A 26,343-nucleotide genomic window follows, 5' to 3' on the forward strand; every position below is an offset into this window, starting at 1 on the left:
AAAAGCCCCACCAATCGGCAGGGCTTGAATAATATCTTTAATACAGATAATCTTAGTTACAATACTCACGGATTACATTATAAGCCGCTGAATAGCCTAGTTCTCCGGCACGGCTCAGGTCATAACAACCGCCATTATCATCGCCCAAAGCGTGTTTGATAATACCTCTTACATAGAAAGCCTCACCATATTTTGGATTCAGCTTAATCGCATTCGAGCAATCCTGCAAAGCTTCTTTTTGCGCACCCATTGATGAGCGTACAAACGCACGATAAAAATATGCTTCGGCATAGGTAGGATTTAACTCTATTGATTTATTCAAATCGACGATGGCTCCTTTAGCATCACCATTTTTGAATCTGGCAACGCTACGGCTATAATATGCTTCTGAACGATCTTCAGAAAACTCATTGATTTTACCTTTTTCCTGTACTACATTACGTAATTCATCCAGAATATTTTTATTGATACGGCCAGAATAAACCACTTTCGAATCAATATTTACATTGTTGATTTCAATAGCTTTTGTCAGGTCATTGATGGCATCTCTCTGGCTATTCAATTTGCTATTCGCAAAACCACGGCCATAGAATGCTTTCATATTCTGAGGGTCTAGATTTATTGCTTTATCGTAATCGCTGATAGCACCTCTGAAATCATCAATTTTGGTTTTGCTGAAACCACGGTTATAGAAAGATTCGCTATCTTCTGGGTTCAGTTTAAGTGCTTCGTCAAAATCTTTGATAGCACCCGTAAAATCATTGATTCTTAAACGGCTGAAACCACGGCTGGCAAAAGTCTGCGAGCGTTTAGGGTTCATATCAATGGCTTTAGTGAAATCAGCTATACTGCCCTGATAATCTTCCAGACGTGATTTGCAAGCTCCACGAGAATAATAAGCCTGAAATTTATTCACATCTTCAGTATTCAATTCAATCACTTTCGTAAAATCCTGAATGGCACGGCGATAATCCAATAGTTTGGCTCTAGTAGTACCTCGGTACAAATAAGCAAGGGCATCTTCAGGGCTCAATTCAATGGTGCGATTATAATCCTGTAAGGCAGCTTTATGGTCGTCTTGTTCACCTTTGCTTTTTCCACGGAACATATAAGCCAATGAGTTTTTAGAATCAAGATCAATAGTTTTGTCAAAATCCAGAATCGCTCCACGGTGATCTTTTAATTGTTGTTTTGCCAGACCACGGTTAAAATAACTACTCGGATTGTCAGGATTCATGGCAATAGCGGTGCTGTAAGCCTGAGAGGCACCTACGAAGTCGCCTGCTTTGCTTTTATTGACACCAATATCAAAATACTCTGAGGCAGTCTGTTGCGCATGGGCTTGAGACATACATAAAACGGCTACTAGGAAGCACAATGAGAAAAAACGGTTTTTCATAGAGAATTTGAGCATTTAGGAGGAAGTATATACGACGCTAAGTGAAAAGTTTTGAACGACAAATATAAATTTTAAAGGTCTTTACTCAATGATTTTTCTGAAAAGATTTTGTTAAGAATACCATTTAATCAGCAAATCATAAATTTAATTAGCAAAAACTTGCAATTATCAATTGTTTTTTGCCAAATTTACTTTAATTTAAGTTTTACCCAGTGTAAAACCCCTTACTTACGTTGCTAAAAATTTCCTAAATTCATGAAAGTACTTCGTCTTTTGGCAGGCGTGGCTATTAGTATAGTGTTATTCGCCTCATGCAATTCAGCCAAAAAAACTTCACAAGACACCGCAAATGGTCGTAAAAAAGACCCCGAAGCAGCAGATGCAGCCTTGCAAATCGGTAAAATGCTTGATAAATTGTCCACTGACTTAGTGAGCGCTACTACAGGCAAAGCCGATGTTTTTCGTACCGGAGAAGGAATTAATATCACTTTTCAACCGGATTTTTATTTTGAATCAAGTTCAGAGCAATTGACACCCGATGCCAAGAATTTACTCAACGAAATATCCGGCGTGTTGAACCGTTATCCCTACACAGAGATATTTATCGAAGGGCACGCCGATAGTAGCGGAAATCAGTTGAAAAATAAGAAATTATCTGAAAACCGCGCTAAGTCAGTAGCCTTGTATATAAAATCACAGGGAGTAATGGCCGACAGACTGGCCATAGCCGGTTATGGTGCTACACGCCCTGTGGAAAGTAATGAAACACCAGAGGGACGTCGTAAAAACAGACGTGTGTTAGTTAAAATCAGAGCCAACGAGAAAAAGTTTTTAGCATCTAAAATACAAGTAGCGAGTAAATAGATTGTCTATTAGTTTTTTGTTGAGGTTATTAAGATAATAAAGAGCGGCAAGGTTTGTCGCTCTTTTTTGGTTGATGATTTTTGTGCTAAGGCCAATCTTTATACAAAACTGAAATACTCTTTTAATGAATAATTTCTTGGAATAATTTATACTTAGAGATTAGCTAATAGCCTTCACATCAACAACTGCCCAATCCCAAACAACAGCACAAACGCCAAAGTAGAAAGAGACATTTGTTTAAGCATAGGATCTGGATTTGGTAGTTTAGAAACCTTAATCCCATTAATGAAAAACAATGGGAAACACAACACATAAACAAGCGCATATTGCTCTTTCAGGATACTAAATAATAATATGCTCACCATCCCTGCAATCAACAGAAACCAATGGTATTTGATAGCCGTTTCACGACCCAAACGAGCAGGAATAGTCTTCTTTCCGGCGCGGGTATCTGATTCAATATCGCGGATATTATTAATATTGAGTACACCTGTAGCAAAAAAACCACAACTTAGCGCAGGCAGAAGATTCACCCAGTCGAATGTTTTGGTATACAGATAATTACTACCCAATACTCCAACCAGACCAAAAAAAATCAAAACCGATACATCGCCTAACCCCGCATAGCCATACGGTTTTTTGCCAGCCGTATAAGTATAAGCTGCCAACATACACAACAAACCCAAGCCTAAAAAGCCCCAGAATTGATTGGGATCGGCATCTTTGAAAGCAAAATATAAAAGCGAGATCCCGAAGATAAGGCAGACAATAGCCAATACAATAATGCCATTCAGCATTTGCTTAGGCGTAATAGCACCCGATTGCACCGCCCTTTGCGGACCAACACGTCCGGCTAAATCGGCACCATTCTGGGTATCGCCATAATCATTGGCAAAGTTTGAAAGTACTTGTAGTGCAATGGTTGTCAGGCAACAAAAGGCAAAGATAAGCCAGTTGAATTGTCCGACAGAGGCAGCTAAAAAACTCCCCATCAATATACTTGACAAGGATAATGGTAATGTTCGGGGGCGGGCAGCAGAGAGCCAGTTTTTCATAACACGAGCCTATAAAATGAGTGCAGAGTGAACGAATATTCACTCTGCTACAAAACTACATAAATGTGTAGCAATATATATTAAATTCCTACGGCTTTCTTGAACTCTTCGTTGTCTGGAGTTACTTTAGAGTTGAAGAAATTAGTTAATTCGCCTTTTTCGTTGATTACGTATTTACAGAAATTCCAGGTTGGCGCGCTGTCGTTCCATCCATTCAGATCTTTGTGGCTCAACCATTTGTATAATGGGTGTTGGTCGTCGCCCAATACACTTACTTTCTCTAACATCTGGAAAGTTACACCATAGTTCTTTTCGCAGAAAGTAGCGATTTCTTCGTTTGTACCTGGCTCTTGTGATTTGAAGTTATTCGCAGGGATACCCAATACGACAATTTTATCACCATATTTTTTGTGGAACGCTTGCCAGTCAGCATATTGAGGCGTAAAGCCACATTTAGAAGCCACATTTAATACCACTACTTTTTTACCTTTATACTTACTGAAATCAATAGTTTGTTTACCGTCAAGCGATTTCAACGAATAATCATAAAACGAACCTTTCGCTTCGGCTGATGTCGGACGTCCGAATGCCTTACTAGAGTAGATATTACTGATAGTTCGGAAACTCATTACTCCGATAATCGTAATAAGGGCTAATGCTGCTAAAATGAGGGTCTTTTTCATTTGAGTTAAATTGTTTAGAACAGTTTTGCGATTGAAAAGATATAGAGTATGTTTAAATTTTGTTTTTCTTGCAGGTCGAATCATAAATTTTTAAACATACTCTTAGGTATTACATTCTGTTAGGAACTTCTATGCCTAATAACGCAGTTGCTTTACGAATTGTTTCCGAAACCGATTTTATTAATGCCAGACGGAATTGCTGTTTATCCGCATCAGTTTCATTCATAATCGAAATCTCGGCATAGAACTGGTTAAACGTCTTAGCTAATTCATAAGTATAGTTAGCAATCACTGACGGCGCATACTCATCACCTGCTTTTTTAAGGGCAGCTGGATATTCACTTAACACAAAAATTAGCTCAGTTTCCGACTTCTCAATTCCTGTATTTTTAACCTGATTCCCTACGTTAATTCCCTGCGAAGCCGCCTTTCTTAATATAGAACAGATACGTGCATGTGTATATTGGATAAACGGCCCCGTATTCCCTTGAAAATCAATTGACTCTGCCGGATTGAAAAGCATTTTTTTCTTAGGCTCTACTTTCAATAAGAAATATTTCAAAGCCCCCAAAGCAATCATCTTGAATAGAGAATCAGCTTCTTCTTTCGCAAAATCATCAACTTTACCACGTTCACGGGTGGTTACCTCAGCCGTGTCTATCATTTCAGCTACCAGATCATCGGCATCAACCACCGTTCCTTCACGTGATTTCATTTTACCCGATGGTAAATCAACCATACCATAGCTTAAATGATAACAACCATCAGCATAGCCACGGCCTAGTTTTTTCATGATAGCAAACAATACCTGAAAGTGGTAATCTTGCTCATTGCCTACCACCCAGATAGCCTTCTCAATACTAAAGTCATGAAATTTCAAGTCGGTAGTACCCAAATCCTGCGTAATATATACCGAAGTACCATCCGCACGAAGTACCAGTTTCTCATCAAGCCCTTCTTCTTTCAGGTCAATCCATACACTACCATTGTCTTTTTTGAAGAAAACGCCTTTTTCTAAACCTTCCTCTACAATGTCTTTCCCCAGTAAATAAGTATTCGATTCGTAATAAGTTTTATCAAACGATACACCAATTTTCTGATAAGTCTCATTGAAGCCCGCAAACACCCAGTCGTTCATTTTACGCCACAGAGCTACCGTTTCTTCATCACCTTGTTCCCACTTGATTAGCATTTCCTGAACGGCCTTAATGGCTGGTGCATTCTTTTTAGCCTCTTCTTCGCTCATGCCTTCCTGCATCAAGGCCTCAATCTCTTTTTTATAATGCTTATCGAAAATGACATAGTACTTTCCAGCCAGATGGTCGCCTTTCAAACCTGACGATTCAGGCGTTTCGCCATCTCCAAATTGCTGATAAGCCCACATAGACTTACATATATGCACCCCACGGTCATTTACCAGACAGGTTTTTACCACATCATAACCATTGGCTTCTAATATTCTCGATACTGAAAAACCCAGAAAATTATTTCTTAAATGCCCTAAGTGTAACGGTTTATTGGTATTAGGCGAAGAATATTCAACCATCACTGATTGATTATTTTTAGCTAAAATACCAAAGTTTTCATCAGCCAGAATGCCATTCAGCGTATCAAACCATACTTCATCGGCCAGAACCAGATTCAGAAAACCTTGTACTACATTATAGCTTTTAATATAAGTTGTGTTGCTTTTTAAATATTCTGCAATGGCATTGGCAATATCAGCAGGGCTTTTTCGGAGTTGTTTCACCAAAGGAAAAACTACATAAGTGTAATTTCCTTCAAAATCACTCTTGGTAGGTTGTAAAACTACTTCTTCTTCAATTTGAAATAGCGCTGATAAGGCTTGCTTGATAGCAGATTTTAATGATAATTCGATATTCATAGATTGTGAACTGTACTTCTGTTAGAAGCGGATTTTTTCGCAAAAATAAGTTTTTTTCGCAAGAATCTTTCGGAATAAGCAATCTTTAATCTTTAGTTGAAGATATGCAGGTTCTATATTTACTATATTGAACGGATAAAACTGAAAGAGCCTCTTATTATTCAATCAATTAGTTTTCAATTGCACACTTGCTTAAATTTGGTCATTACGCTGAATCATCTTTAGACCGTAGAGGTCTTCAGACAAAAAGGTAGTCACCGTAGCGTCTACCTTTTCTGATGCTATTTGAGTGACTGGTATTTTTACAGTATTCTGCTTGTCGCTCTTTTTTTGACTGGACTTCCTCTTTTCTTCGGTCATGATAATTTTGTTATGTGGACGGACGGCCAGTCGCGGATTGTTACCCAAGACTTAGCGCCTTCCTAAATTTCCGGCTTTACATTATCTTTTCAAAGTGTTTTAAGAGTTTTTTGATAAAATCAGACTGTTGCGCCTCTACCACATTTGACAAATTTAAAAAAATAGGTACTTACTGAATCCTAATCTGCTTTAATAAACTATATTTTATCTCATTATAATTTTTATGCTCGTGCAGATTTTAGTCTGCACTTGAAAGATGACATTTCCCGCGCGGTGTCCGCTTTGTTATTTTAGCCAGTGATCGCAACGGCGCCTGTTTCATTCTCTGATACTTTTAAGCTATATTTGAGCATAAAGCTTTTCAAATGCAACAAAAACGTATATACGCATTTCTGATAGATTTTCTGATAGCTGCCGTACCCGCAGTATTAATGATGGATCTGGAGATATTTGTCTGGAAACTTGATTTTGAAACAGCCATTTATCCTGCTTTAGTGCTGGTAATAGTTTTATTGATAATGAAAGACAGCAGAAAAGGACAAAGCCCCGGAAAGTATTTTATGGGTCTCACCGTTGAAAATAAATCCGGAAAAACTGCCAATTTTATCCTTCATAATATCGGTCTGATTGTATTTCCTTTAGATATATTAAGTTTCTTTGTTTTAGAGAAGCGTATTGGCGATATGCCAGGTAAGACCGGAGTTGTTTCAGCAACACAAGCTAATCTAAAAACCAGTGTTCAGCTATTCACTAGTATCTTTGTCATTCTTTTGATTCTTTACCTGTCTGGTATAAATCTGATAGGTTTATATATCCGCCAGAGACAGGAATATATCATTACAGAGGCTTTTGTATTTGGCAGCAAAGCTATTCAGGAGAAAACCGGAGAAATCATCAGAATGGGAAAAATTCCCCGTTACAATATCAGTAAGCACGATGGGCAAACAGATGTGCGTATAGAAACAAAGGTCTACGGCAAAAAAGAAAACGCCGATTTGATTATATTCCTGACAAAAAAAGAAGGAGGGGAGTGGGTGATAACTGATTATAAATATGCTGAGAAGTAGTTGATAATCTGAAAATATAGCTGTAATTATAAAATGAAAATACCATCAATAAAAACATATCTATTATTCTTTTTAGGAGTATGTCTTAATTCATGTCAGAACAATGAAATAAATGTAGAAGCAGTGGGAATGGAGAGTAGTAAAGTAAAAATCGTTCTTTTAACCATAGCTAATCAGTCTGGAGACATTATCTATAACCATTCAGAACAGCAAGTGGAAATACCACAGGAATATGGTGAGAATGAGTGGCTGATAACTTATTCCGATTCACTATGTACAAGATTCAGGCATATTAAATATAATCGAAATGATAAACATTCTTATCATTTTCGCTTTTTTAAAACAGAAGGAGATATTTATTGCAAAGTTTTAATAAAAGGAGAATCTCCTATTGATAAAACTTTGAAATTAGTTGATTGTAAGATTTTTAAACCTTAAGCTATATAGTTTAAATTTTAGAATAGTCTGTAATAGTAAAGTAAGACAAATTGCCTTTGTATATAATTAACTTTAAACAATTCAGATCAGGTTTTAAATATTTCGCCATAAATTCCATTATTAAATAATTAACCGGAACTTTATAGAAACGAAGTAAATTATTGTTCTGTTTACGCACCCAAAGATTTAACTATGAAATTAATCACCGTTCTATTATTAATTACCTCGTTCTTTGCATCGACGGGTTTTGTCGGAAAAATTGAAAATGACGAAGAAAATTTTGATAAGTTTTTTAAGGATTTTTGTAAAGATGATAAGTTTCAGCTAAGCCGAATCAAATTTCCATTGAAAGTAGTGGTAGTTGATGATGAAAAAAGAAACGAAAAAGCGATTCAACAAAATGATTGGCGTCATACCAATTTGCTGAAGCTGAAAAAGGACCATCCAAAAAACAAACTGGCAACTATTGATAAAACTGCTGACTCAAAAGATGTGGTATTTACCAATAAAGATAATGGTGAAATCGTACATCATCTGTTTTCCAGAATTGATAATCAATGGTATCTCACAAGTATTGTTGATGAATCGGAATAGTATATTCTATTGTAAGAATTTAGAATTTTTCTAAGATTAAAAAAGTAAATTACCTCAAAAAATTGATGAAATCGGCTAATATGATTATTCTTTCTGAATAATACCGAAAGGAAAGTAAAATGATGAATCATTAAATTTTACGCCGATGACTAAATATAAAATTATCTTCCTTTTACTGGTTTTCCTAAAACCATTCGATACTTTGGCATGCAAGTGCATACCCTTTCCTGAGTTAAGTTATTTCGACATACAGAAATCAGATTTAGCCTTTATTGGTACTTGCCAGAAGGTTTATAAAATAGGAGACCAAGATTATGCAATTTTTAATATAAGCCTTCTTCTAAAAGGAAATAGTAGATTTCAGACTAAAGTTACTGTTTTATCAAGTAATAATGGCTCGGGAGATTGTATGCAGACTTTTGAGGCAGGAGAAAAATGGCTGGTAATCGCTAAAAGGTCTATATTTGGCTACTATGCAAGTCTATGTGATAATAATTCACGCTTCAAGGGAAATGACTTAGCCTTTATCAGAATAGCAATTCCAGGCTATCCATTTTCAAGTACTACCAATCATGATTTTTTCTATGATAAAGACGAAATCCGTATCAGAGGAAAATTCATAAAAGGCAAGGAAGAAGGCTATTGGTATTATTATTATAGGCACCAACTAAAGTATAAGATTCTGTATCATACTGGACGTGTAAAAGAGTTACATAAAGTTGATAAGAATTATTACAAATTAGTGCTTTTTAAGAATGGGAATATTATTAAAGTCAAAGATGTAGGTATGAACGAAAGGAGAATAACATATATCAGATATACTCCTAAAGATGCTATTATTACATACTTTTTGAATGGAAAGTTTGATTTTAAAATGACTGTTGATTCAAAGACGCACTATATAGTTGGTGTAAATAGGGAAGGAGCAATTATCAGTCGAAGAAATTATTTTGAAGAATTTAAATACTACCCAGGCGCACATATTAATCCAATTTATCAATTTTTCATGAAGGGTTGTGGGTATTTAGATAGAGGGTAATTAGGGATTGAGTTTAAATTGAGAGCAAGTAAAATAATTTTACTTGCTCTCCTGATTTTTTAACTTACCCTTCCAACTCCTTCAATAATTCCTCAGCCTGCGCCAGGGTTTTGCCATAGTAGTTTAATACCCATCTCGAAAAAAAAGACAGGAAAATATATCCCACAGCAATAGCAGCCGACCAGAAATATTTGTTTTCATTGAGGCTTTTACCTCCTGTAAATTTAGGCATCAACAAAATCACAAATACCAGAAGAACATAGGCGGCTAATACACTTGCCTGTTGGAATCGGATAAAGCGGAGTTTTTGCGTGGCAAATTGTTTCAATGTTTCAGCAAATGGTTGATTGACATTGCCCACCGAATTTAACTGGCGTAGCAGAACAAGGCTGATGATTGGTAATACAATCAGCATCAGGGCGGTAACGACTCCAATTCCCTGAAAAAAGGGAGTAGTAAGCTTATTGAAATTGATAAGCATATAGATCACTGCCCCAAAGGCGAATACGGTGCCAAGGGCTTCGTGGAAGACTACTTTCTGTAGCTTCGATTTGTAACGGATTTCTGTCATTTTTTTGATGGTTTTTGGTTCAATAAAAGGTTGTTTTTCAGAAGGATTACTGGCTTCATCCCAGATATTTTTTAGCTCATCCAGTTCCATGGTTCTATGCTTTTACTTGTTGTTTCTTTAGCTTTTCTTTGATTCGCTGCATTTTAGTACCTACATTGCTTACCGTTATACCCACAATCTCTGCAATTTCGTCATAGCTTTTATTGTCTAGGTAAAGCATCACAATGGCTTTATCGAGTAAATTAAGACTTTCTATTTTTTGCCTGAATAACTCCCACTTATGTTCAATAGCACCGATGTCTTCATCGGGATAATTCAAAATCTGTTCATCAATCTCAATGGTCGAAACGCGTCTTTTAGCCATTTTCAACTGATAAATTGCGACATTTAAAGCCACCCGATACATCCAGGTACTTACACTGGATTGATGATTGAAAGAATCGAAAGATTTCCAGAGTTGATAAATGATTTCCTGTACCAAATCAGCTTTATCGTCGGTGCTATTAGTATACACCGAAGCAATATTGAAAATCAGCCTTTCATTCTCTTTGATAGCTTTAATGAATGTCTCTTTTTTATCCACGAATACCCGAGCGATTTTGTTTTCTTACCCTATTAGTTTACAGATTTATGAAAAAATCACAAGTGCAGAAGGTTTTTTTCAATATTCTTCACTTTGGAGCTTAAATGGTAACCAATAAATAAAAATAAACCGCATTCTTTTCTCTATAATTAAGCACTAAACAACAATTTCCCTAACTTATTTCTCTATTAACATTAACCCCATACCCAATGCTTAAAAGTGAACTGCTCCCAAAACTCCCTACTACATTCCATGAGCCTGAACTGCGTCAGGAAATGGTGAATCATGGTAAATTTCTGCAAGTAAACAAGGGTGATACCATCGTAAAAGAAGGCCAGTACCTTGATTTCCTTCCGATTGTAATCAGTGGTGAAATACGGGTTTTTCAACAGAAAGAAGACAAAGAAATATTATTGTATTATGTACGCGAAGGGCAAACCTGTATGATGTCGCTGTCAGCCGCGTATTTCAATAATACAAGTACATCTTACGGGGTAGCCACCGATAGCTCTGAGATTTTCGTATTCCCGACCAATATGGCGCGAGAATGGCAATTGAAATACCCTTCATGGAATGAATTCCTGATAAAAACATTCCGCAGCCGATATGATGAGTTGTTAGGCGCTTTTGAAAGCGTAGCCTTTGATTCAATCGATAAACGATTGATTACTTATCTGGTAAACAGAGCCAGAAAAGACAATACTAAAAAAATAATAATCTCCCACCAGGACCTGGCCTACGAACTTGGCACCAATCGGGTAGTGGTTTCCCGTATCCTCAAAGGCTTTGAACAACAGGGCAAACTGAAGCTCTTCAGGGGCTATATCCAACTCAAATAAATTTATTTTGACTTATGTAACTTTTGTTACCGTTGTGCGGCGGTAACCCTACATAACTTTGCTGAAACAAAAGCAAAAACACATGAAAAACTATTTTTTAAGCCTCATTATCCTGTTTTTATCAGTAAATGCTGTTTCAGCGCAAACCAATACTAAATCCATGAAATTCCTGATTCACGTTACCCAGGGCCCAAAAGATTCTACCAGAGCAGCCTTGGCTTTTTTAGTAGCAAAAACTGCTTTAGAAGAAGGCCATACAGTTAATTTATTTCTGGCAGGCGATGCCGTAAAACTTATTCAGGATTCAAACCTGAACTCAGTGATTGGATTAGGCACAGGTAAACTTCGCGAGCATTTCGATGCCATTGTGAAAGGAAATGGACATTTTTATCTATCAGGCAATTCATCGAAAGCCAGAGGGGTAGGAGAGGTGGATATAAAAGGCAAACCGGCCGAATTTGCCTTACCTAAAGTATTGGTAAGCCTGATAGCTGAAAGCGACCATGTAATTACATATTAAACTATAAATTTTATTCCCATGAAAAAACTCAAATGCAGAGATGTAGGCTTTGATTGTGAAGGAGAAATCGAAGCCGCTACAGAAGAAGAAGTGCTGAATATGGCAGCTGCCCATGCCTTACAGGCACATCAGGTAAGTGTTACTCCGGAAATGGCCGAACAAATAAAAACGCTTATTACAGAAGTAAATTAATGTAACAAAGAGAGAATGATTGTCAACAAATCATTCTCTTCCGGCTTTTAAGATACCACCCAAAAATCCCCCTAAGCAAAATCCCTGCCACTCCATTCCCTCTGCCCCAAGCCCCCTGCTCTTTGCCCTCTGCCCCACATTAACTTACCATTAAATTTCATTTTTTAAGTAATTATGTAAACAATTTCACATTTTAATTGTTTAAGTTTGTAATATCAGGAAAAAAGTGTACATTTTTGTCTGATTTATGCATTGGCATAATTTTTTCTGTTGATTTGATAGCTCTTTCCCGCTTTTATAAGTGCTTCCTTTATAAAACACCCTTATACGTTCGTGCTTTACTATTGTATAACATCAGTGCTTTTTATTTGACTGGTAGCTATATTGTCAGAACTAAATACGTATCGTTATATGTATATTAATATCGTTTTAGCCGAAAAAGATGCCGAATATCAGGAGATATTTCAGGAAGCCTTGGAAGAATCAAGCATCCCCGCTACATTGACCGTTGTAAACAATGGTAAAGAATTGATGGATAAACTCAAATCTGCTCAATCGCCTACTTATAATGTAGTGGTATTGGATATGAATATCCCTAAAAAGAGTGGTATTCAATGTCTGAAAGAAATCAGAAAGGATCATAAATGGAATAATACTTTCTCAGTAGTATTAACCAGCAATAAAAACAAAAATCAGGTAGAAAAAGCGTATCGCGCCGGAGCGAATTTATTTGTAACTAAGCCTGATTCCTATTCTGACTATATCGAAACAATCAGAAAAATCCTTACCTCGGAGTGGGAGATGAGCTTGCCGATCTTTAAATAGCTAAGCACAAGTAGTAAACGGAACATTTGTTCCTGTCATGAAATACCTTCAAAGTAAAAATAAGCACAAAATTGTCTGATTTTGAGCGTTAGTCTTTCTTTTTTATTTCTTCTCTATTCTTTGACTCATTATCTCCTGTTTAACAATATATAGGTGTTTCTTCTTAAAGGAAATTTGCATTACAAGCCTGCTTTTATTCATTTTATCCGATAAAATTCATGAAATTGTATATATTTGTATTGAGTAAGTGCCTGATAAAATATATACTTAGCTTTTTTGAATTATAACCGGGTTCACCATTATGAGTATACAATCATCGCTAGTAATACCTGATGATTCACAACTATCTGTTCAATTAGACTTCCAACAAGCCATCTATAATTTTTTTAAACAGGCTTCGGGTATTTTCTGCGTGCTGCGCGGCTCTGATTATACCTACGAGCTGGCAAATCCATCTTATCTTCATTTTGTCGGACAACGCGAATTAATCGGGAAAACCCTTGAAGAAGTGCTGCCTGAATTAAAAGAACAAGGTTTTTTTGATATTCTGAACAAAGTTTATACTTCAAAAATCACTTATGTAGGCAATGAAATGCGCTTTCATTTCAATCAGGCAGACGGAAGCAAAAGAGAGGTTTATGCCAATTTTACTTTTCAACCTGTCTTAAATCCCAAAGGAGAATCAATAGGTATTATTATTTCCGGCTACGACATTACCGAGCAAATCCATACCCGAAAGAAAATGGAAGAGTTGGAAGAACGGATGCGTCTGGCGGTTGATGCAAGTAATATTGGTATTTATGATTATAATATTCTGACAGGCGAAGTATTATCGTCTGACATCATGAATAAAATGTTTGGTGTAGAAGGTTCTATTTCGCTGGAGCAATATTTTGATATGCTGAAACTGAACGATGAAACCAAACGTAAACAGATTTATCAGCATTCTCTGAAATCAGGATTATTAAATTATCAGTTTTTTATAAAACAGTCTGATGGAGAGAAAAAATGGATAGAAACCAGTGCCAAAGTCTATTACGATCAGTATGGAAATCCCATCAGGTTATTAGGCACTGTAAAAGATATTACGGAAAGTAAGAATGTAGAAGAAAAGATGGCTACTCTGGCGGCTATCGTAGAGTCGTCAGATGATTTGATTTTAAGCAAAGGTCTTGATGGAATTGTTACCAGTTGGAATGCAGCCGGAAAGCGGATTCTGGGTTACGAAGCGGCTGAAATGATAGGTGAGTCTGTATCAAAACTGATACCTGAAGACCGATTGCAGGAAGAAGACGAAATTATTAGTCGCTTAGAAAAAGGAGAACGAATTGAACACTTTGAAACACAGCGCGTCAGAAAAGATGGGAGTACAATAGATATTTCGCTGACTGTTTCTCCGGTGAAGAATAAACAAGGAGAGATTATAGGTGCTTCAAAAATTGCCCGTGATATTACTGCCCAGAAGCATAGTGACAGGGTAATCAGCGAGAATGAGGAAAGATTAAAAATATTGATTGATGCCAGCGACTTAGGCACATGGGATCTGAATCTGATAACCAGAGAGGTAGATTATTCGCCCAGATACCTCGAAATATTCGGCTATACAAGAGAAGCATTGCCTTCACATGAAGATTTAATAGGACGTCTGCATCCGGAAGACTTACCCATCAGAAAACGCGCCTTTGAAGAGGCTTATACTACCGGGACCTTGCACTATGTATCCAGATTGATATGGAACGATAAGAGTATTCACTGGATGGAAGGAAAAGGAAAAGTATTGTATGATGAACACCAAAGACCCTATAAAATGATGGGGACAATTCGTGACATCACTACTGAAATGAATTACCAGAAGGAACTTGAGAAACGAGAGGAGGTCTTCAGACTATTAGCCGATTCAATGCCTCAGCATATCTGGACTAGTGATGCAGAAGGTAAAATGAATTATTTTAACCAGTCGCTTTATGATTTTTCGGGGATGACTGCCGAACAGCTTGGGCAGGAGGGCTGGCTAAAGCTGATCCATCCTGCCGAAATAGAAAGTAATCATAAAGCATGGTTGGCGGCTATTAATGAAGGAGATTTATTTAAAGCCGAACACCAGTTCAGAAGACACGACGGGCAATACCGTTGGCAATTAAGCCGTGCTGTGCCACAGAAAGATGAAAATGGCCATATCATTATGTGGGTAGGCACAAGCACAGATGTGCACGACTGGAAATTATTTACCAACGAGCTGGAAGATCAGGTAAAACAACGGACTGTTCAGCTGGAAGAATCGAACGATGGATTAAGTAAACTCAATAGTGAACTGGCACAGTTTGCTTATGTAGCCAGTCATGATTTACAGGAACCGCTACGGAAGATTCAGACCTTCTCGGCCCGTATTCAGGAAATCGAAAAAGATAACCTTTCAGAAAAAGGAAAAGACTATTTCAACCGATTGCAGAATGCCTCCAAACGTATGCAGCAATTGATATTAGATTTGCTTGCCTACTCACGTGCTAATACAGCCGAAAGGCATTTTGAAAAGATAGATTTAAATAACTTATTAGAGAGCATTGAAGAACAACTGAGGGAATCTATACAACAAAAAAATGCACGTATTGAATCTGTCAGATTGCCTGTTATAAATATTATCAGGTATCAATTTGAGCAGTTGTTTACAAACCTTTTAACCAACGCCCTGAAGTTCTCTAAACCAGATAAAAACCTGGTAATAAAGATTAATTGTGCAATCTTACCCGGAAGTGCCATTGAAGCAGCAGGTGTTGATAAAGCATTAGATTATTATCATATCAGTTTTATGGATAATGGTATTGGCTTTGAACCAGAATACAACGAAGCCGTTTTTCAGGTGTTCAAACGCCTGCATGGCAAAGACGAATATCCGGGCACTGGCATCGGCCTGGCCATAGTAAAGAAAATTGTTGAAAATCACTCTGGAATAATTACTGCTACTGGCAAGGTAGGGCAAGGTGCCACTTTTGATATGTATTTTCCGGTGGAAATTGAGTGATTGAGCGATTTAGTGATTATATAATTTTATATTCAATCACTCATTCACTAAATCGCTCAATCACTCAATTCTTCAATAAAACGCATAATTCGGGTGCCCTAACTCTGTCAGAATAACATCTTTAGTCAGGTAACCAAACATGGCAAAGGTACATATAAAGGCAAAAATGCTGATTACTACCGATAGGGCGAAATAACTTGATGAAAATTCTTTTAATCGTTTTTTAAAGAAATGATTATAAACTATAAAAGACTCCAGAATCATCAATCCTGCAAAAAACAATACCACTATACCTACCATAAAATTATTGGCTGCTATGGCAGATGCTTTCGAAACTACGCCAAAAATTGTAATCCAGATTGGTAATGCATAAAACGCCAGCCAGACAATGATGGCAAAGGCTATCCAACTAGCAATTTTTCCGGTAGTACTATAATGAGGATAACGAGGCTGAATCTGCCAGAAAAGATAGTGAACACCACAAAGGTGCGCTAAAATTACATGCGGAATGACCAGATAAAACTCAGTAGGGAATAGGCTTGCTTGTAAGAAAATCATTGAATTAGAGGAAGTTATAGTTTAAATTGATTACAGAACAGCAGTAGATCTAAAGCACTATTGAACCGATTTAGCACATAAAAGTATATCTCGAATGGCGAAAAACCAAATAATGGTAAAATGAACGATTGAAAACAAGGGATGAATATACCTTGATGATCTGGTAACGGCATACCAAATATAATCTTCGGAAAGAAATATTGAGATTCATATAGATACAGCAAGCGCCTTTAGAAGGCGATTAATTTTTAGCAACGGTTGTGAAATTCTATGCTAAATTAATAATGAAATTGATATATCCTACTAAAATTCATTATTTTATTTACAGGTGTATATAATTAAAAGCACCTCTGAGACATTACTCAAAGGTGCTTTTGCTTAGAATAAAATAGGTAATTCTTATTTCAGTCTTGTACCCTCAACCTCAATCATATCCATTATTTTGCCAGTAAAATGATCGTCGTCTTTTTTAGTGATTGTCATCGTAACATCATAACCACCGGCCGAAAAAGCAGCAAATAATTCTTCCCCTTTGATTTCAACCGAAGTCATAGTAGCTACTTCTTTAGTCTCAGGATTTGTAATTTTACCGACTAATTTATCGTCTTTCATCTCAAAAGACATCGGCATTTTTACATCACCCTGTGGTGTTCCTTTTACTAATACTTCCCAGTTGCCAACATAGTAACTTGGTGTAGTTTGTGCTTTAGCCAAAGACATAGCTGCAAATAATGCGATTACTGTAAGAACAGATTTCAGATTTTTCATTGATAATTGTTTTTTGAATTTAAATATAAAATTATTGCTTTTTGCCTTCAAAGGTCATACCCATAGCCTCAAGTTTAATTTTGCTTACCTTTCCACTATCGTCTCTTATAAAGCTGGCTTTTACTTTCTCACCATCCGTGAAGCTATCAGGTGCATCTGTTGGTTGCATAAGGGTACCTTGTTCGCCGAATTTAAGGTTTAATTTGCCTTCTTTTTGCTCTAAATCAATATAATCCATAGGTAAACCTTCCATTTTATACTTCCCTATATAATCACCGATGCTTGCCTTTGGCAAAGCGCCTGTATCTGTATTGGCTTTTGGTTCATCTGGCAAATTTAACTTAAAGTCCAGGCCCGTTACAATCATCAATGTTCCGGCTTCTGCTTTAGGGTTAACAAATATGACATAAACATCGTGTAAACCCTCTACATTACCAATGGGTACTTTCAGAATATTTGGTGCCATGCTCATTTTTTCTGATGGCTCCAGAAATTCCGATTCTCCCACCAGTTTACCTTTCGGGCTATCCAGACGTAGCTCTATTTTCCCACCCAGTGCATTTACCTGTGGTTTCGGTGCCATGGCCTGTACCTGCAATTCGGTGATACCACTTAAATCAACCTGATTCAATACCATATAAGCACCAGATTTAGCAGGCATTGCCAGATTACGACCACTAAACGACATTTTGTTAACATCTTCATATCTATCAAAATCGTGTGCACCCAGGCTAGCATTTCTTAAAGTAAATGTTTGTTCTGATTTTAAGGATGGCAGCCCGTTTGCTCCCTGGTCTTCGTATGCCGCTCTTACAATATACACTCCTTTGCCTTTATCGTTGGCAGGTAATTTAGCGGTATATTTACCTTGCAATGGCAACGATTTTTCTTTTGGTTTCTCGTTGGCAATATTCAGGATATACTTCACCATTTCAGTCGCATCAGCCGTTGAAACCTGTGGATGACCCGCCATGGCAGTTTCTCCCCAGACACCGCTTCCACCACTGATTACCTTCTTAGCCAGACGGTCTACTGCTTCTTTATCGCCTTTGTATTTCATAGATACCTCGCGGTAGGCTGGCCCGATAGATTTTTTCTCTACGCTGTGGCAGGCTTTACAATCACTAGCCTCAATCAATCTTTTACCCGTTACAAAAGCAGCGCTGGCGTCAGCTGAGCGGTGGCCTTGTGCAATGGCAATTTTATCAAATCCTTCTGCCAGATAATCAATATTCACTGCTACATTTTCAGGGTCAATACCATTGCCTATTGTACCATCTTCTTTGTCTTTTACCTTAATATCATACTCAAATGATTTATTGGCTACATAGAAAGACTTATTACCTTTTGGCATATCAAAACTTAATACCGGAGGCTCATTACCCGCCACTAATTCTAACGATTGAGAGTTGGTGCCGCCTTTACCGTCATTGACTGTAAGGGTGGCTTTATAAATGCCAGGCTTAGTTAGAGTAAGGCTCGCATCTGGTGTTGCAATTACTTTGTTAAAGCCATTTTTAGAAGTAACCTGCCAGGTATATTTCAACGCATCACCATCAGCATCACTAGAGCCTTTAGCGCTTAATTTCACTGTAAATGGTACTGAGCCACCTGTCTGATTAGCTGCCAGAGCAATTTGTGGCTTGCGATTACCACCATTATATTCAATACGGATCAAACGGGCATCATCATTACCTGTAAACCAGCCAGAACCATATTCCAGCATATATAAATCTCCATTTTCTGCAAATTCCATATCCATCGGGTTGCTGAATTTATAGCTTGGCATAAAGCGCTCCATTGAAACATAGTTGCCTTCTTTATCCATCGTTACGGCCATAATCCAACCGCGCATCCACTCGTAAATCAGCAATTTGCCATCATAATATTTCGGGAAGGCATGAGGCGCAGATTTGAAATTATCCGAATAAAATACCGGCCCAGCCATCGCATTTCTTCCGCCACTACCTACTAACGGGAATTCTTTAGAGGCTGCATAAGGATACCAGATAAAGGCTTTTTGCGCTGGAGGCAATACTTTCAGACCTGTATTGCTTGGTGAATTATTAGTAGGGGCGTTTACATCCCATTTTTCCAATGATTTGTTGTTTACAAAATCAAACTTGTTGTATGCTTTGTTATCACCTACAAAGTGTGGCCAACCGAAATTGCCTGGTTTACGCGCTTGTCCTACCTCATCATGTCCGGCTGGGCCTCTGTCGTCCGCAGGTTTGCTGGCATCAGGGCCAACTTCTCCCCAATACACAAAACCTGTTTTATTATCTACCGAAATTCTGAATGGGTTTCTATGTCCCATCGTATAGATTTCAGGACGAGCACCTGCTGTGCCTTTCGCGAATAAATTGCCCTCCGGAATAGTATAACTACCATCAGCAGTTGGTTTAATTCTGATGATTTTTCCTCTTAAATCGTTCGTATTAGCTGATGATTTCTGCGCATCCCAAGATTCTCTGCCCGGTCTTTCATCACTTGGGCTATACCCGCTTGAACCATGCGGATTGGTATTATCACCTGTCGATAGGTAAAGATTGCCTACTTTATCCCAGGCAATCGAACCTGCCGTATGGCAACATTCTTCACGTTGAGTCGGAATCTCTAATAATACTTTTTTAGAAGAAAGTACCAGTTCATCACCTTTCAATTCATAGCGAGTCAGAATATTAGACGATTTCTCAGGAGTTGAATAATACAAATATATCCAATGATTCTGTGCAAAGTTCGGGTCTTTGCTTAGCCCCAGTAAACCATCTTCTGCTGTTGATTCCTTGCCTTCTTTGTTTTTATACTTCATGCTCACCGGAATCGTCGCAATAGTTTTTAATTGCTTGGTTTTGGTATTGTAGATTTTTACCGCCCCTTTACGCTCTATGAAAAGGATTCGTCCATCGTTCAACACGCTTAATTCCATTGGCTCGTCCAGTTTTTCTTCCAGAATCACTTTGGCAAAACGGTTCTCTTCCGGACGAGCATTGGCGTAATTCAAAGGTTTAGGGTTTGGCCCACCCATTGCATAGTTTATACCGGCATATAGGTGATTTAAAAATAAAGGTTCTACAAAAGTTTCGTCCGTATGGCCCATGGCTGTATAAAACGAACGACCACCGTCAAACTCCTGATACCAGCTCATTGGGTGATAATCAGGGTTTTTACCACCTTGATAGGTTTTTTCATCAATGGTTATCAATACATTGATTTTAGGCGAAATATCTTTAAAGCTGTAAAATTCATCACTTCTTTCAAAAGTCTCTGGCATACCTTGTGTAGCCCAGTTTTTTTGTACAACCGTATATTTACCTTTTTGTACATTGCTTGGTACCATCGGATGGTCAAGGAAGTAAGCCCCTGCCAGTTTACCATACCAGGGCCAGTCATATTCCGTATCAGTTGCGGCATGAATACCAACGTATCCGCCACCAGCCTGAATGAAACGCTCGAAAACAGCTTGTTGTTTGTCGTTCAATACATCGCCGGTAGTGCTCAGGAAAAGCACAGCGTTGTATTTCTTTAAATCGGTTTCATTAAACGCCTCGGCGTCTTCCGTAAAAGTTACAGCAAAGCCTTTTTCAACGGCCATTTTGGCTAGGGCTTTTTTTCCTGCTTCAATAGAGGCGTGTCTGAAAGCAGCAGTTTTGCTGAAAACTAAAAGATTGGGCTTTTTGACTTGCGCCTGTAATCCAGCGTAAGAGAGAAGCAAAGCCAAAAGAAGGGTAATAGTCTTTAAGCGTTTCATCATGATTGAGTAATTGAATTTTATTAGCATAGTATAAATAGGCATACTATTCAGGCTACAAATGTGAATACTTAAAAAATAGAAAACAAGATATATTGTCTTTTTTTAAGACAATAATGAAATTTTGACTACTTTTGTATCTATCACAGAACAAATAGTACACATTTTAGAAAAATTAGAAAAAAATTATATTTGCCCTTACTTTTATACTAAACACCAAGCAACACTTTATGGACATTTTCAGGAAGGAAAATTATATAGAACAGGTTTCAATTGACTGTGTCATCTTTGGATTTCAGGACAGACAATTAAGAGTCTTATTGCCTAAACTTAAACTCTTAAATGTCTGGACATTGCCTGGCGGTTTCGTATTACAAAACGAAAGCCTGGACGATGCTGCCCTGAGAATCCTTGCCGAGCGTACAGGTATAAAAGACATTTATCTGGAGCAATTCAGGGTGTTCGGAAGTCTGGAACGTTCTTCACCCGAATTGATGAAGAATGTAATGGAAATTCATGAAGATAAATTTGCTGAGACTGGAATAAGCCCTGACGACCTGCAATGGCTTCAACGCCGCTTTATTTCGATAGGCTATTATGCACTGGTAGATATTCATAAAGTAGTGCCGGTGATTTCGGAACTAGATGAATCCTGTGAATGGATTGATATAAGAGAGCTTCCTCCTTTGGCATTTGACCATGCTGAAATTGTAGTAAAAGCCCTTGATTACTTGCGATTGATGCTAAACCATAAACTCGTAGGTTTTAATCTATTGCCCGAAACCTTTACCATGAAAGAAGTACAGGATTTATACGAAAATGTGCTGGATAAACCTTTCCGCCGGAATAATTTCCAGAAAATGATACTGGATCTGGATATACTGGAACGGCTGGAAAAGAAATTTACCGGAGCAGCCAATAAAGCCCCTTATCTGTACAGATTTAAGAATAAGACACCTGACACCGCAGCTGATTAAAATAATTACCATTTCCAGCTTATTTATCTGGAAATAGCCACTAATAAAATCAATTTATTATATACTTTTTGCCCTTAGACGCAAAGCATTACCAATAACAGATACTGAACTGAAACTCATAGCCAAAGCGGCTATCATAGGCGAAAGCAGGATGCCAAAGAAAGGATACAATAAACCTGCTGCCAACGGAATTCCCAGAACATTGTAAATAAAGGCAAAAAACAAGTTCTGGCGGATATTTTTCATCACCATATGGCTTAGTCGCTTGGCTCGTACAATGCCCTGTAAATCTCCTTTCACTAAAGTAATCTGGGCACTTTCAATAGCTACGTCTGTGCCTGTACCCATCGCGATTCCGATATTGGCCTGTGTTAAAGCCGGAGCATCATTAATGCCATCGCCTGCCATTGCCACTATTTTACCTGTCTTTTGCAGATGCTTTATTTGATTGAGCTTATCTTCCGGCAAACAAGATGCTTTATATGCCGATAGGCTCAACTCTTTAGCAACTGCGGCAGCCGTGTTTTCATTGTCTCCTGTGAGCATTATTACCTCGATTCCGTCATCTGTTAATGCATTTATAGCAGATTTGCTATCAGGTTTAATAGCGTCTGCAATACTTACAAAACCTATCAAGGCGCCATCAACGGCTATATAGGATACCGTTTTGCCGAGTTTCTGCTCTGCTATTATGGTTTGCTCAATGTCCGGATTAATTTGGGCTTTGATTTCTTTCATAAGCGCGTTATTGCCTAAAGCTATTTGCTTTTCTGCTACAATTCCGGTTACGCCTTTGCCAGTTACGGCAGAAAAACTTATAGCTTTTGGCCATGAAAGCTTACGGGCTTTAGCATAATTCACTACTGCAAGTGCAAGTGGGTGTTCGCTATTCTGATTCAGCGAAGCAAGGTAAGATAAAATCTCATCTTCAGGATATTGCTGTACAAAAACCTTTTCTACTGATGGTTTCCCTTCTGTAATGGTTCCGGTTTTATCAATAATCAATACATTTACCTTATTCATGTTTTCGAGTGCCTCAGCATTTTTAATCAAGACACCCGATTGGGCTCCTTTACCTACACCTACCATAACCGACATAGGTGTAGCAAGCCCCAGAGCACACGGACAAGCAATAATCAATACAGCAATGGCATTAATCAGACCATAGCTAAGGGGTGGTTCTGGTCCCCAATTGGCCCATATCACAAACGTGATAGTTGCAATAATCATTACAATAGGAACAAAGTAGCCTGCAATAGCATCAGCTAGTTTCTGAATTGGGGCTTTAGAACGGCCAGCAGTATTGACCATATTGATAATCTGTGCAAGAATAGTTTCAGAGCCCACCTTTTCAGCTATCATGACAAAAGATTTATTGCCATTGATAGTGCCCGAACTGACCACATCGTTGATTTTTTTATCTACCGGAATCGGCTCACCCGTAATCATCGATTCATCAATGCTGCTTTCTCCCTCCGTTATCCTGCCATCAACCGGAATCTTTTCGCCGGGTTTGATACGTAATAAATCACCTTTTTGAATGGCATGAACAGATACTTTTTCATCGTGTCCATCCATAATTCTGGTGGCTTGGCTTGGGCTAAGCTTGAGTAATTCTTTGATAGCACTGCTGGTCTGGGTATGTGCCCGCGCTTCCATTAATTGCCCTAAAAGGGCCAGGCTTAGAATAACAGTTGTTGCTTCAAAATAGAGGGTGACAGTGCCGTGTTCAGTTTTAAACTCATCAGGAAAAACACCAGGAAAAAATACACCTGCAATACTGAACACGAATGCGACACCCGTGCCTAATCCTATCAGAGTAAACATATTGAGATGCCGATTGATGATTGATTGCCCTGCTCTCTGAAAAAATAGCCAGCCGGCATAAAATACAACAGGAAGCGATAATACCAGCTGAACCCAGTTCCAGTAATGTATGTCCATCATATGAAGTAATGGATTCTGGGGTATCATTTCTATCATAGCAATCAGGAAAACCGGGATAGTGAATATCAATGCCACAGTCATTTTCCTTCGCAGGTCAAGATATACCTGATTATCGTCTGTTTCTGAGGGAGCAAGGGGTACTAAGTCCATTCCACAAATCGGACAATTGCCCGGGGAATCCTGAACAACCTCTGGATGCATCGGGCAAGTATATTGAGTATCAACAGATATTTCAGGTAGTTTTTCGAGATTCATACCACATACAGGACAATTACCGGGCTGGTTGTATACTTTATCGCCTTCGCAATGCATCGGGCAATAGTATTTGCCTTTGCTACTTTCAGGTGTCTGTTTATGTTTATGAATGACTTGTGAGTCTTTATGGGTGTGTACTTCTGGCAGGGGTTTGTCAGAGCTAATTTTATATTTGCCAATAGCGGTAAGAACCTCCTGTAATTGTTCGGTAGGAATATGCTTTTGCATATCTATAGTTGCACGTGGTGGCTCCAGGCTTACATGAGCGTGTATTCCTTCAATTGTGTTGAGGGCTTTCTCGACTTTTGTACGGCAACCGTCGCAAGACATGCCCTGAATGTAATAAGTATGTGTCATAAAACGATTCAGATAGGGTGGCACGGATTGATAATCCGTTAATTATCAGACTAATGATGGATATTAGCTTGAGCTAATCAGGTATCTAAAAACTACTGATAGTATTAAATAAATACCAAAAATAGCGGAGAATGTTTGGCGATAATATGAGAAAAATCAATCTTTAAACTGACAGGCAATAGTGAAAAGGCATTTAATAAAATCAGGAAGAGTTGTGCAGTATAAATTGTATATTTACAGAAGGGATTGAAAATAAAGAAATAATAGTCAGAAAATCTTAGAGCATGTTTAAATTTTTTTATTCTGACCGAAAAATTTGAGTTTTGTAGGTCGGATCATAATTTTTAAACATGCTCTTAAATAGTCTGCTTATGTTGATAGGAGATTTAGTCAAAAAAACAGGTTTTTCAAGAGATACCATTCGATGCTGGTGAGTGATGAGTTTGGAAACAAATGGTGAATCAGCGAATAGTTATTCTCGATTCACTAATTCAACATTCATAATTCACATCGACACATCTACCTTAATCCGATTCCTCGTCGGGCAGAAGTACGATTTATATTTAAAGCCTTGTTTCGTAATGAACTGAATAAAATCGTCGAACATCTCAGGGCAATTCTTCCGGGCTAAAACAATAGTCTTCCCTTCATCTGTGCTGCTTGCCGTGATTTCTTCGTAGTGTATACCAAATTGCTGCAAAGCATCTTTGATAAACTCTCTTATATTATTGATTTGAGTCATGAGTATCATAATCGGTAAGTGTTATGGCTTAGAAATTTTTCTAAGCGTATTTAATTAGGTTAAAAATATAAAGGGTGAGAGATTATGATTATATGATGCAGTATGTAAGTATAACAGATAAAGTAGCGTACTTAGTATAGATTGAGGTAGAAAAGTAGTCAATAAAACGCTTTGTGCGAAAAAAATAAGGGTGATAATGGCATAAATGATGCCTTATCACCCTTAAAAATATCGTAATAAAAACTATCGCTTAAAAGAAAATAGGCAGATTCATTTGCCAGTCAGAAGTCAATATTTTTCTGACAGTTTCGACATATTCATCAAAATTTTCAGGCTTGGTCAGAAACAGATTGGCTCCGGCATCATATGCATTTGCTTTGATAATCGGATCAAAAGTCGACGTTAGAATCACCGAAAATGTACTACTCAGATTTCTATCTTTTCTGATTTCTCTCAGGCACTCAATCCCATCTTTTTTGGGCATATTAATGTCTAAAACAACAATATTATAAGCGGGTGAGCCAGGAGTTTGTAAGGTTTTCATGAGTTCTACACCATCGCTTACAACCGTAAGCGTGGTTGGGATGTTCACCTCTGTGAGTGCATTGTTAAATATTTCCTGATAGTCTTTGTCGTCTTCCGCCAGGACTACATTTAATGATACGTGCATAGTAAGGTCTTTTATAGTATTTGTAAATATTCTTGATAAGACTGACACATAAATATTCCGTAAAATCTGCCTGATTGCTTACGCAGTTCCGGATTTTACATGATTCGGATGGCTCTGTTAGAACCATCATTCAAGTCTTTCGCAATGGGGTGATAAGAGGCGAAGCTTTGTTTTCTATGGCTAATTAAAACTTCTTTTTCGATTCAATTGATTCATGTGTTATGTTGGGTTTAGTAAGTTCTATAAAAATAGGATTTTTTATGCAAAAATTGTCTTTATCGATAAAAAAAATGATTTTTTAACTGAAATTTAATTAAAATGACACTTTTTGGTATCTTTTTAATGACAACCTATAAAAAGATATACCTTTCTGCGGCTTCACATT

24 protein-coding genes are annotated in these 26,343 nt (G+C 37.8%); 11 read left to right on the top strand and 13 right to left on the bottom strand.

What is annotated here, in order from left to right; genetic code table 11:
- Window positions 1–52 precede the first annotated feature (52 nt).
- Complete coding sequence (locus ACYVFA_RS12300) at window positions 53–1,399, bottom strand: tetratricopeptide repeat protein (protein ID WP_460472123.1); 1,347 nt, start codon at window positions 1,397–1,399, stop codon at window positions 53–55.
- Between the two features lie 255 nt (window positions 1,400–1,654).
- Between ACYVFA_RS12300 and ACYVFA_RS12305 the strand changes: the two genes are divergently transcribed.
- Window positions 1,655–2,263 (top strand): OmpA family protein, encoded by a 609-nt coding sequence (locus ACYVFA_RS12305; protein WP_460472124.1) that lies wholly within the window; start codon window positions 1,655–1,657, stop codon window positions 2,261–2,263.
- Between the two features lie 173 nt (window positions 2,264–2,436).
- On the opposite strand, the gene ACYVFA_RS12310 is transcribed toward ACYVFA_RS12305, so the two are convergent.
- The 4 genes from ACYVFA_RS12310 to ACYVFA_RS12325 form a co-directional block, all read right to left on the bottom strand.
- On the bottom strand, window positions 2,437–3,318 hold the full coding sequence (locus ACYVFA_RS12310; RefSeq protein ID WP_460472125.1) for a prenyltransferase: 882 nt from the start codon (window positions 3,316–3,318) through the stop codon (window positions 2,437–2,439).
- Between the two features lie 80 nt (window positions 3,319–3,398).
- The gene (locus tag ACYVFA_RS12315; protein WP_460472126.1) at window positions 3,399–4,001 is read right to left on the bottom strand and encodes a glutathione peroxidase; all 603 of its coding nucleotides are present in this window, start codon (window positions 3,999–4,001) and stop codon (window positions 3,399–3,401) included.
- A 109-nt stretch (window positions 4,002–4,110) separates the two neighbouring features.
- Complete coding sequence (gene argS, locus ACYVFA_RS12320; RefSeq protein WP_460472127.1) at window positions 4,111–5,886, bottom strand: arginine--tRNA ligase; 1,776 nt, start codon at window positions 5,884–5,886, stop codon at window positions 4,111–4,113.
- A 192-nt stretch (window positions 5,887–6,078) separates the two neighbouring features.
- Window positions 6,079–6,246 carry a hypothetical protein gene (locus ACYVFA_RS12325; RefSeq protein WP_460472128.1) on the bottom strand — a complete coding sequence of 56 codons (168 nt, stop codon included), beginning with the start codon at window positions 6,244–6,246 and terminating at the stop codon, window positions 6,079–6,081.
- Window positions 6,247–6,611: 365 nt separating this feature from the next.
- On the opposite strand from ACYVFA_RS12325, the gene ACYVFA_RS12330 reads away from it, so the two are divergent.
- From ACYVFA_RS12330 to ACYVFA_RS12345, 4 genes are all read left to right on the top strand, one after another.
- Entirely contained in the window at window positions 6,612–7,313 is a 702-nt protein-coding gene (locus ACYVFA_RS12330; protein WP_460472129.1) for an RDD family protein, read from the top strand.
- Window positions 7,314–7,346: 33 nt separating this feature from the next.
- On the top strand, window positions 7,347–7,751 hold the full coding sequence (locus ACYVFA_RS12335) for a hypothetical protein (RefSeq protein ID WP_460472130.1): 405 nt from the start codon (window positions 7,347–7,349) through the stop codon (window positions 7,749–7,751).
- Between the two features lie 192 nt (window positions 7,752–7,943).
- A complete protein-coding gene (locus ACYVFA_RS12340) occupies window positions 7,944–8,345 on the top strand; it encodes a DUF4348 domain-containing protein (RefSeq protein WP_460472131.1) in 402 nt (133 codons plus the stop codon).
- A 145-nt stretch (window positions 8,346–8,490) separates the two neighbouring features.
- A complete protein-coding gene (locus ACYVFA_RS12345) occupies window positions 8,491–9,384 on the top strand; it encodes a hypothetical protein (protein WP_460472132.1) in 894 nt (297 codons plus the stop codon).
- Window positions 9,385–9,448: 64 nt separating this feature from the next.
- Here the strand turns inward: ACYVFA_RS12345 and ACYVFA_RS12350 are convergent, their stop codons facing one another.
- Both ACYVFA_RS12350 and ACYVFA_RS12355 read right to left on the bottom strand, forming a co-directional pair.
- Window positions 9,449–10,045, bottom strand: coding sequence for a hypothetical protein (locus ACYVFA_RS12350; protein WP_460472133.1), 597 nt, complete (start codon window positions 10,043–10,045; stop codon window positions 9,449–9,451).
- Window positions 10,046–10,049: 4 nt separating this feature from the next.
- Window positions 10,050–10,538, bottom strand: a complete 489-nt coding sequence (locus tag ACYVFA_RS12355; RefSeq protein ID WP_460472134.1) for an RNA polymerase sigma factor — start codon at window positions 10,536–10,538, stop codon at window positions 10,050–10,052.
- Window positions 10,539–10,747: 209 nt separating this feature from the next.
- Between ACYVFA_RS12355 and ACYVFA_RS12360 the strand changes: the two genes are divergently transcribed.
- The 5 genes from ACYVFA_RS12360 (at window position 10,748) to ACYVFA_RS12380 (ending at window position 15,933) form a co-directional block, all read left to right on the top strand.
- Window positions 10,748–11,377 (top strand): Crp/Fnr family transcriptional regulator, encoded by a 630-nt coding sequence (locus tag ACYVFA_RS12360; RefSeq protein WP_460472135.1) that lies wholly within the window; start codon window positions 10,748–10,750, stop codon window positions 11,375–11,377.
- Window positions 11,378–11,459: 82 nt separating this feature from the next.
- A complete protein-coding gene (locus tag ACYVFA_RS12365; RefSeq protein WP_460472136.1) occupies window positions 11,460–11,897 on the top strand; it encodes a DsrE family protein in 438 nt (145 codons plus the stop codon).
- Between the two features lie 18 nt (window positions 11,898–11,915).
- Window positions 11,916–12,089 carry a DUF1059 domain-containing protein gene (locus tag ACYVFA_RS12370; protein ID WP_460472137.1) on the top strand — a complete coding sequence of 58 codons (174 nt, stop codon included), beginning with the start codon at window positions 11,916–11,918 and terminating at the stop codon, window positions 12,087–12,089.
- Between the two features lie 411 nt (window positions 12,090–12,500).
- On the top strand, window positions 12,501–12,914 hold the full coding sequence (locus tag ACYVFA_RS12375; protein WP_460472138.1) for a response regulator: 414 nt from the start codon (window positions 12,501–12,503) through the stop codon (window positions 12,912–12,914).
- Between the two features lie 301 nt (window positions 12,915–13,215).
- The gene (locus ACYVFA_RS12380; RefSeq protein ID WP_460472139.1) at window positions 13,216–15,933 is read left to right on the top strand and encodes a PAS domain S-box protein; all 2,718 of its coding nucleotides are present in this window, start codon (window positions 13,216–13,218) and stop codon (window positions 15,931–15,933) included.
- Between the two features lie 72 nt (window positions 15,934–16,005).
- Here the strand turns inward: ACYVFA_RS12380 and ACYVFA_RS12385 are convergent, their stop codons facing one another.
- From ACYVFA_RS12385 to ACYVFA_RS12395, 3 genes are all read right to left on the bottom strand, one after another.
- On the bottom strand, window positions 16,006–16,491 hold the full coding sequence (locus tag ACYVFA_RS12385) for a hypothetical protein (protein WP_460472140.1): 486 nt from the start codon (window positions 16,489–16,491) through the stop codon (window positions 16,006–16,008).
- Between the two features lie 399 nt (window positions 16,492–16,890).
- Window positions 16,891–17,259, bottom strand: coding sequence for a hypothetical protein (locus ACYVFA_RS12390; RefSeq protein WP_460472141.1), 369 nt, complete (start codon window positions 17,257–17,259; stop codon window positions 16,891–16,893).
- 31 nt (window positions 17,260–17,290) lie between these two features.
- Window positions 17,291–21,013: a ThuA domain-containing protein gene (locus ACYVFA_RS12395; RefSeq protein WP_460472142.1), complete on the bottom strand. Its 3,723-nt coding sequence runs from the start codon at window positions 21,011–21,013 to the stop codon at window positions 17,291–17,293.
- Window positions 21,014–21,240: 227 nt separating this feature from the next.
- On the opposite strand from ACYVFA_RS12395, the gene ACYVFA_RS12400 reads away from it, so the two are divergent.
- Window positions 21,241–21,987 (top strand): NUDIX hydrolase, encoded by a 747-nt coding sequence (locus tag ACYVFA_RS12400; RefSeq protein ID WP_460472143.1) that lies wholly within the window; start codon window positions 21,241–21,243, stop codon window positions 21,985–21,987.
- A 57-nt stretch (window positions 21,988–22,044) separates the two neighbouring features.
- Here the strand turns inward: ACYVFA_RS12400 and ACYVFA_RS12405 are convergent, their stop codons facing one another.
- The 3 genes from ACYVFA_RS12405 to ACYVFA_RS12415 all read right to left on the bottom strand — a co-directional run bounded on the left by ACYVFA_RS12405 (window position 22,045) and on the right by ACYVFA_RS12415 (window position 25,958).
- A complete protein-coding gene (locus ACYVFA_RS12405) occupies window positions 22,045–24,546 on the bottom strand; it encodes a heavy metal translocating P-type ATPase (RefSeq protein ID WP_460472144.1) in 2,502 nt (833 codons plus the stop codon).
- A gap of 505 nt (window positions 24,547–25,051) precedes the next feature.
- Window positions 25,052–25,297 carry a hypothetical protein gene (locus ACYVFA_RS12410; RefSeq protein WP_460472145.1) on the bottom strand — a complete coding sequence of 82 codons (246 nt, stop codon included), beginning with the start codon at window positions 25,295–25,297 and terminating at the stop codon, window positions 25,052–25,054.
- Between the two features lie 241 nt (window positions 25,298–25,538).
- Window positions 25,539–25,958 carry a response regulator gene (locus ACYVFA_RS12415; RefSeq protein ID WP_460472146.1) on the bottom strand — a complete coding sequence of 140 codons (420 nt, stop codon included), beginning with the start codon at window positions 25,956–25,958 and terminating at the stop codon, window positions 25,539–25,541.
- Between the last annotated feature and the right edge of the window lie 385 nt (window positions 25,959–26,343).

The organism is Emticicia fontis, assembly GCF_054779675.1.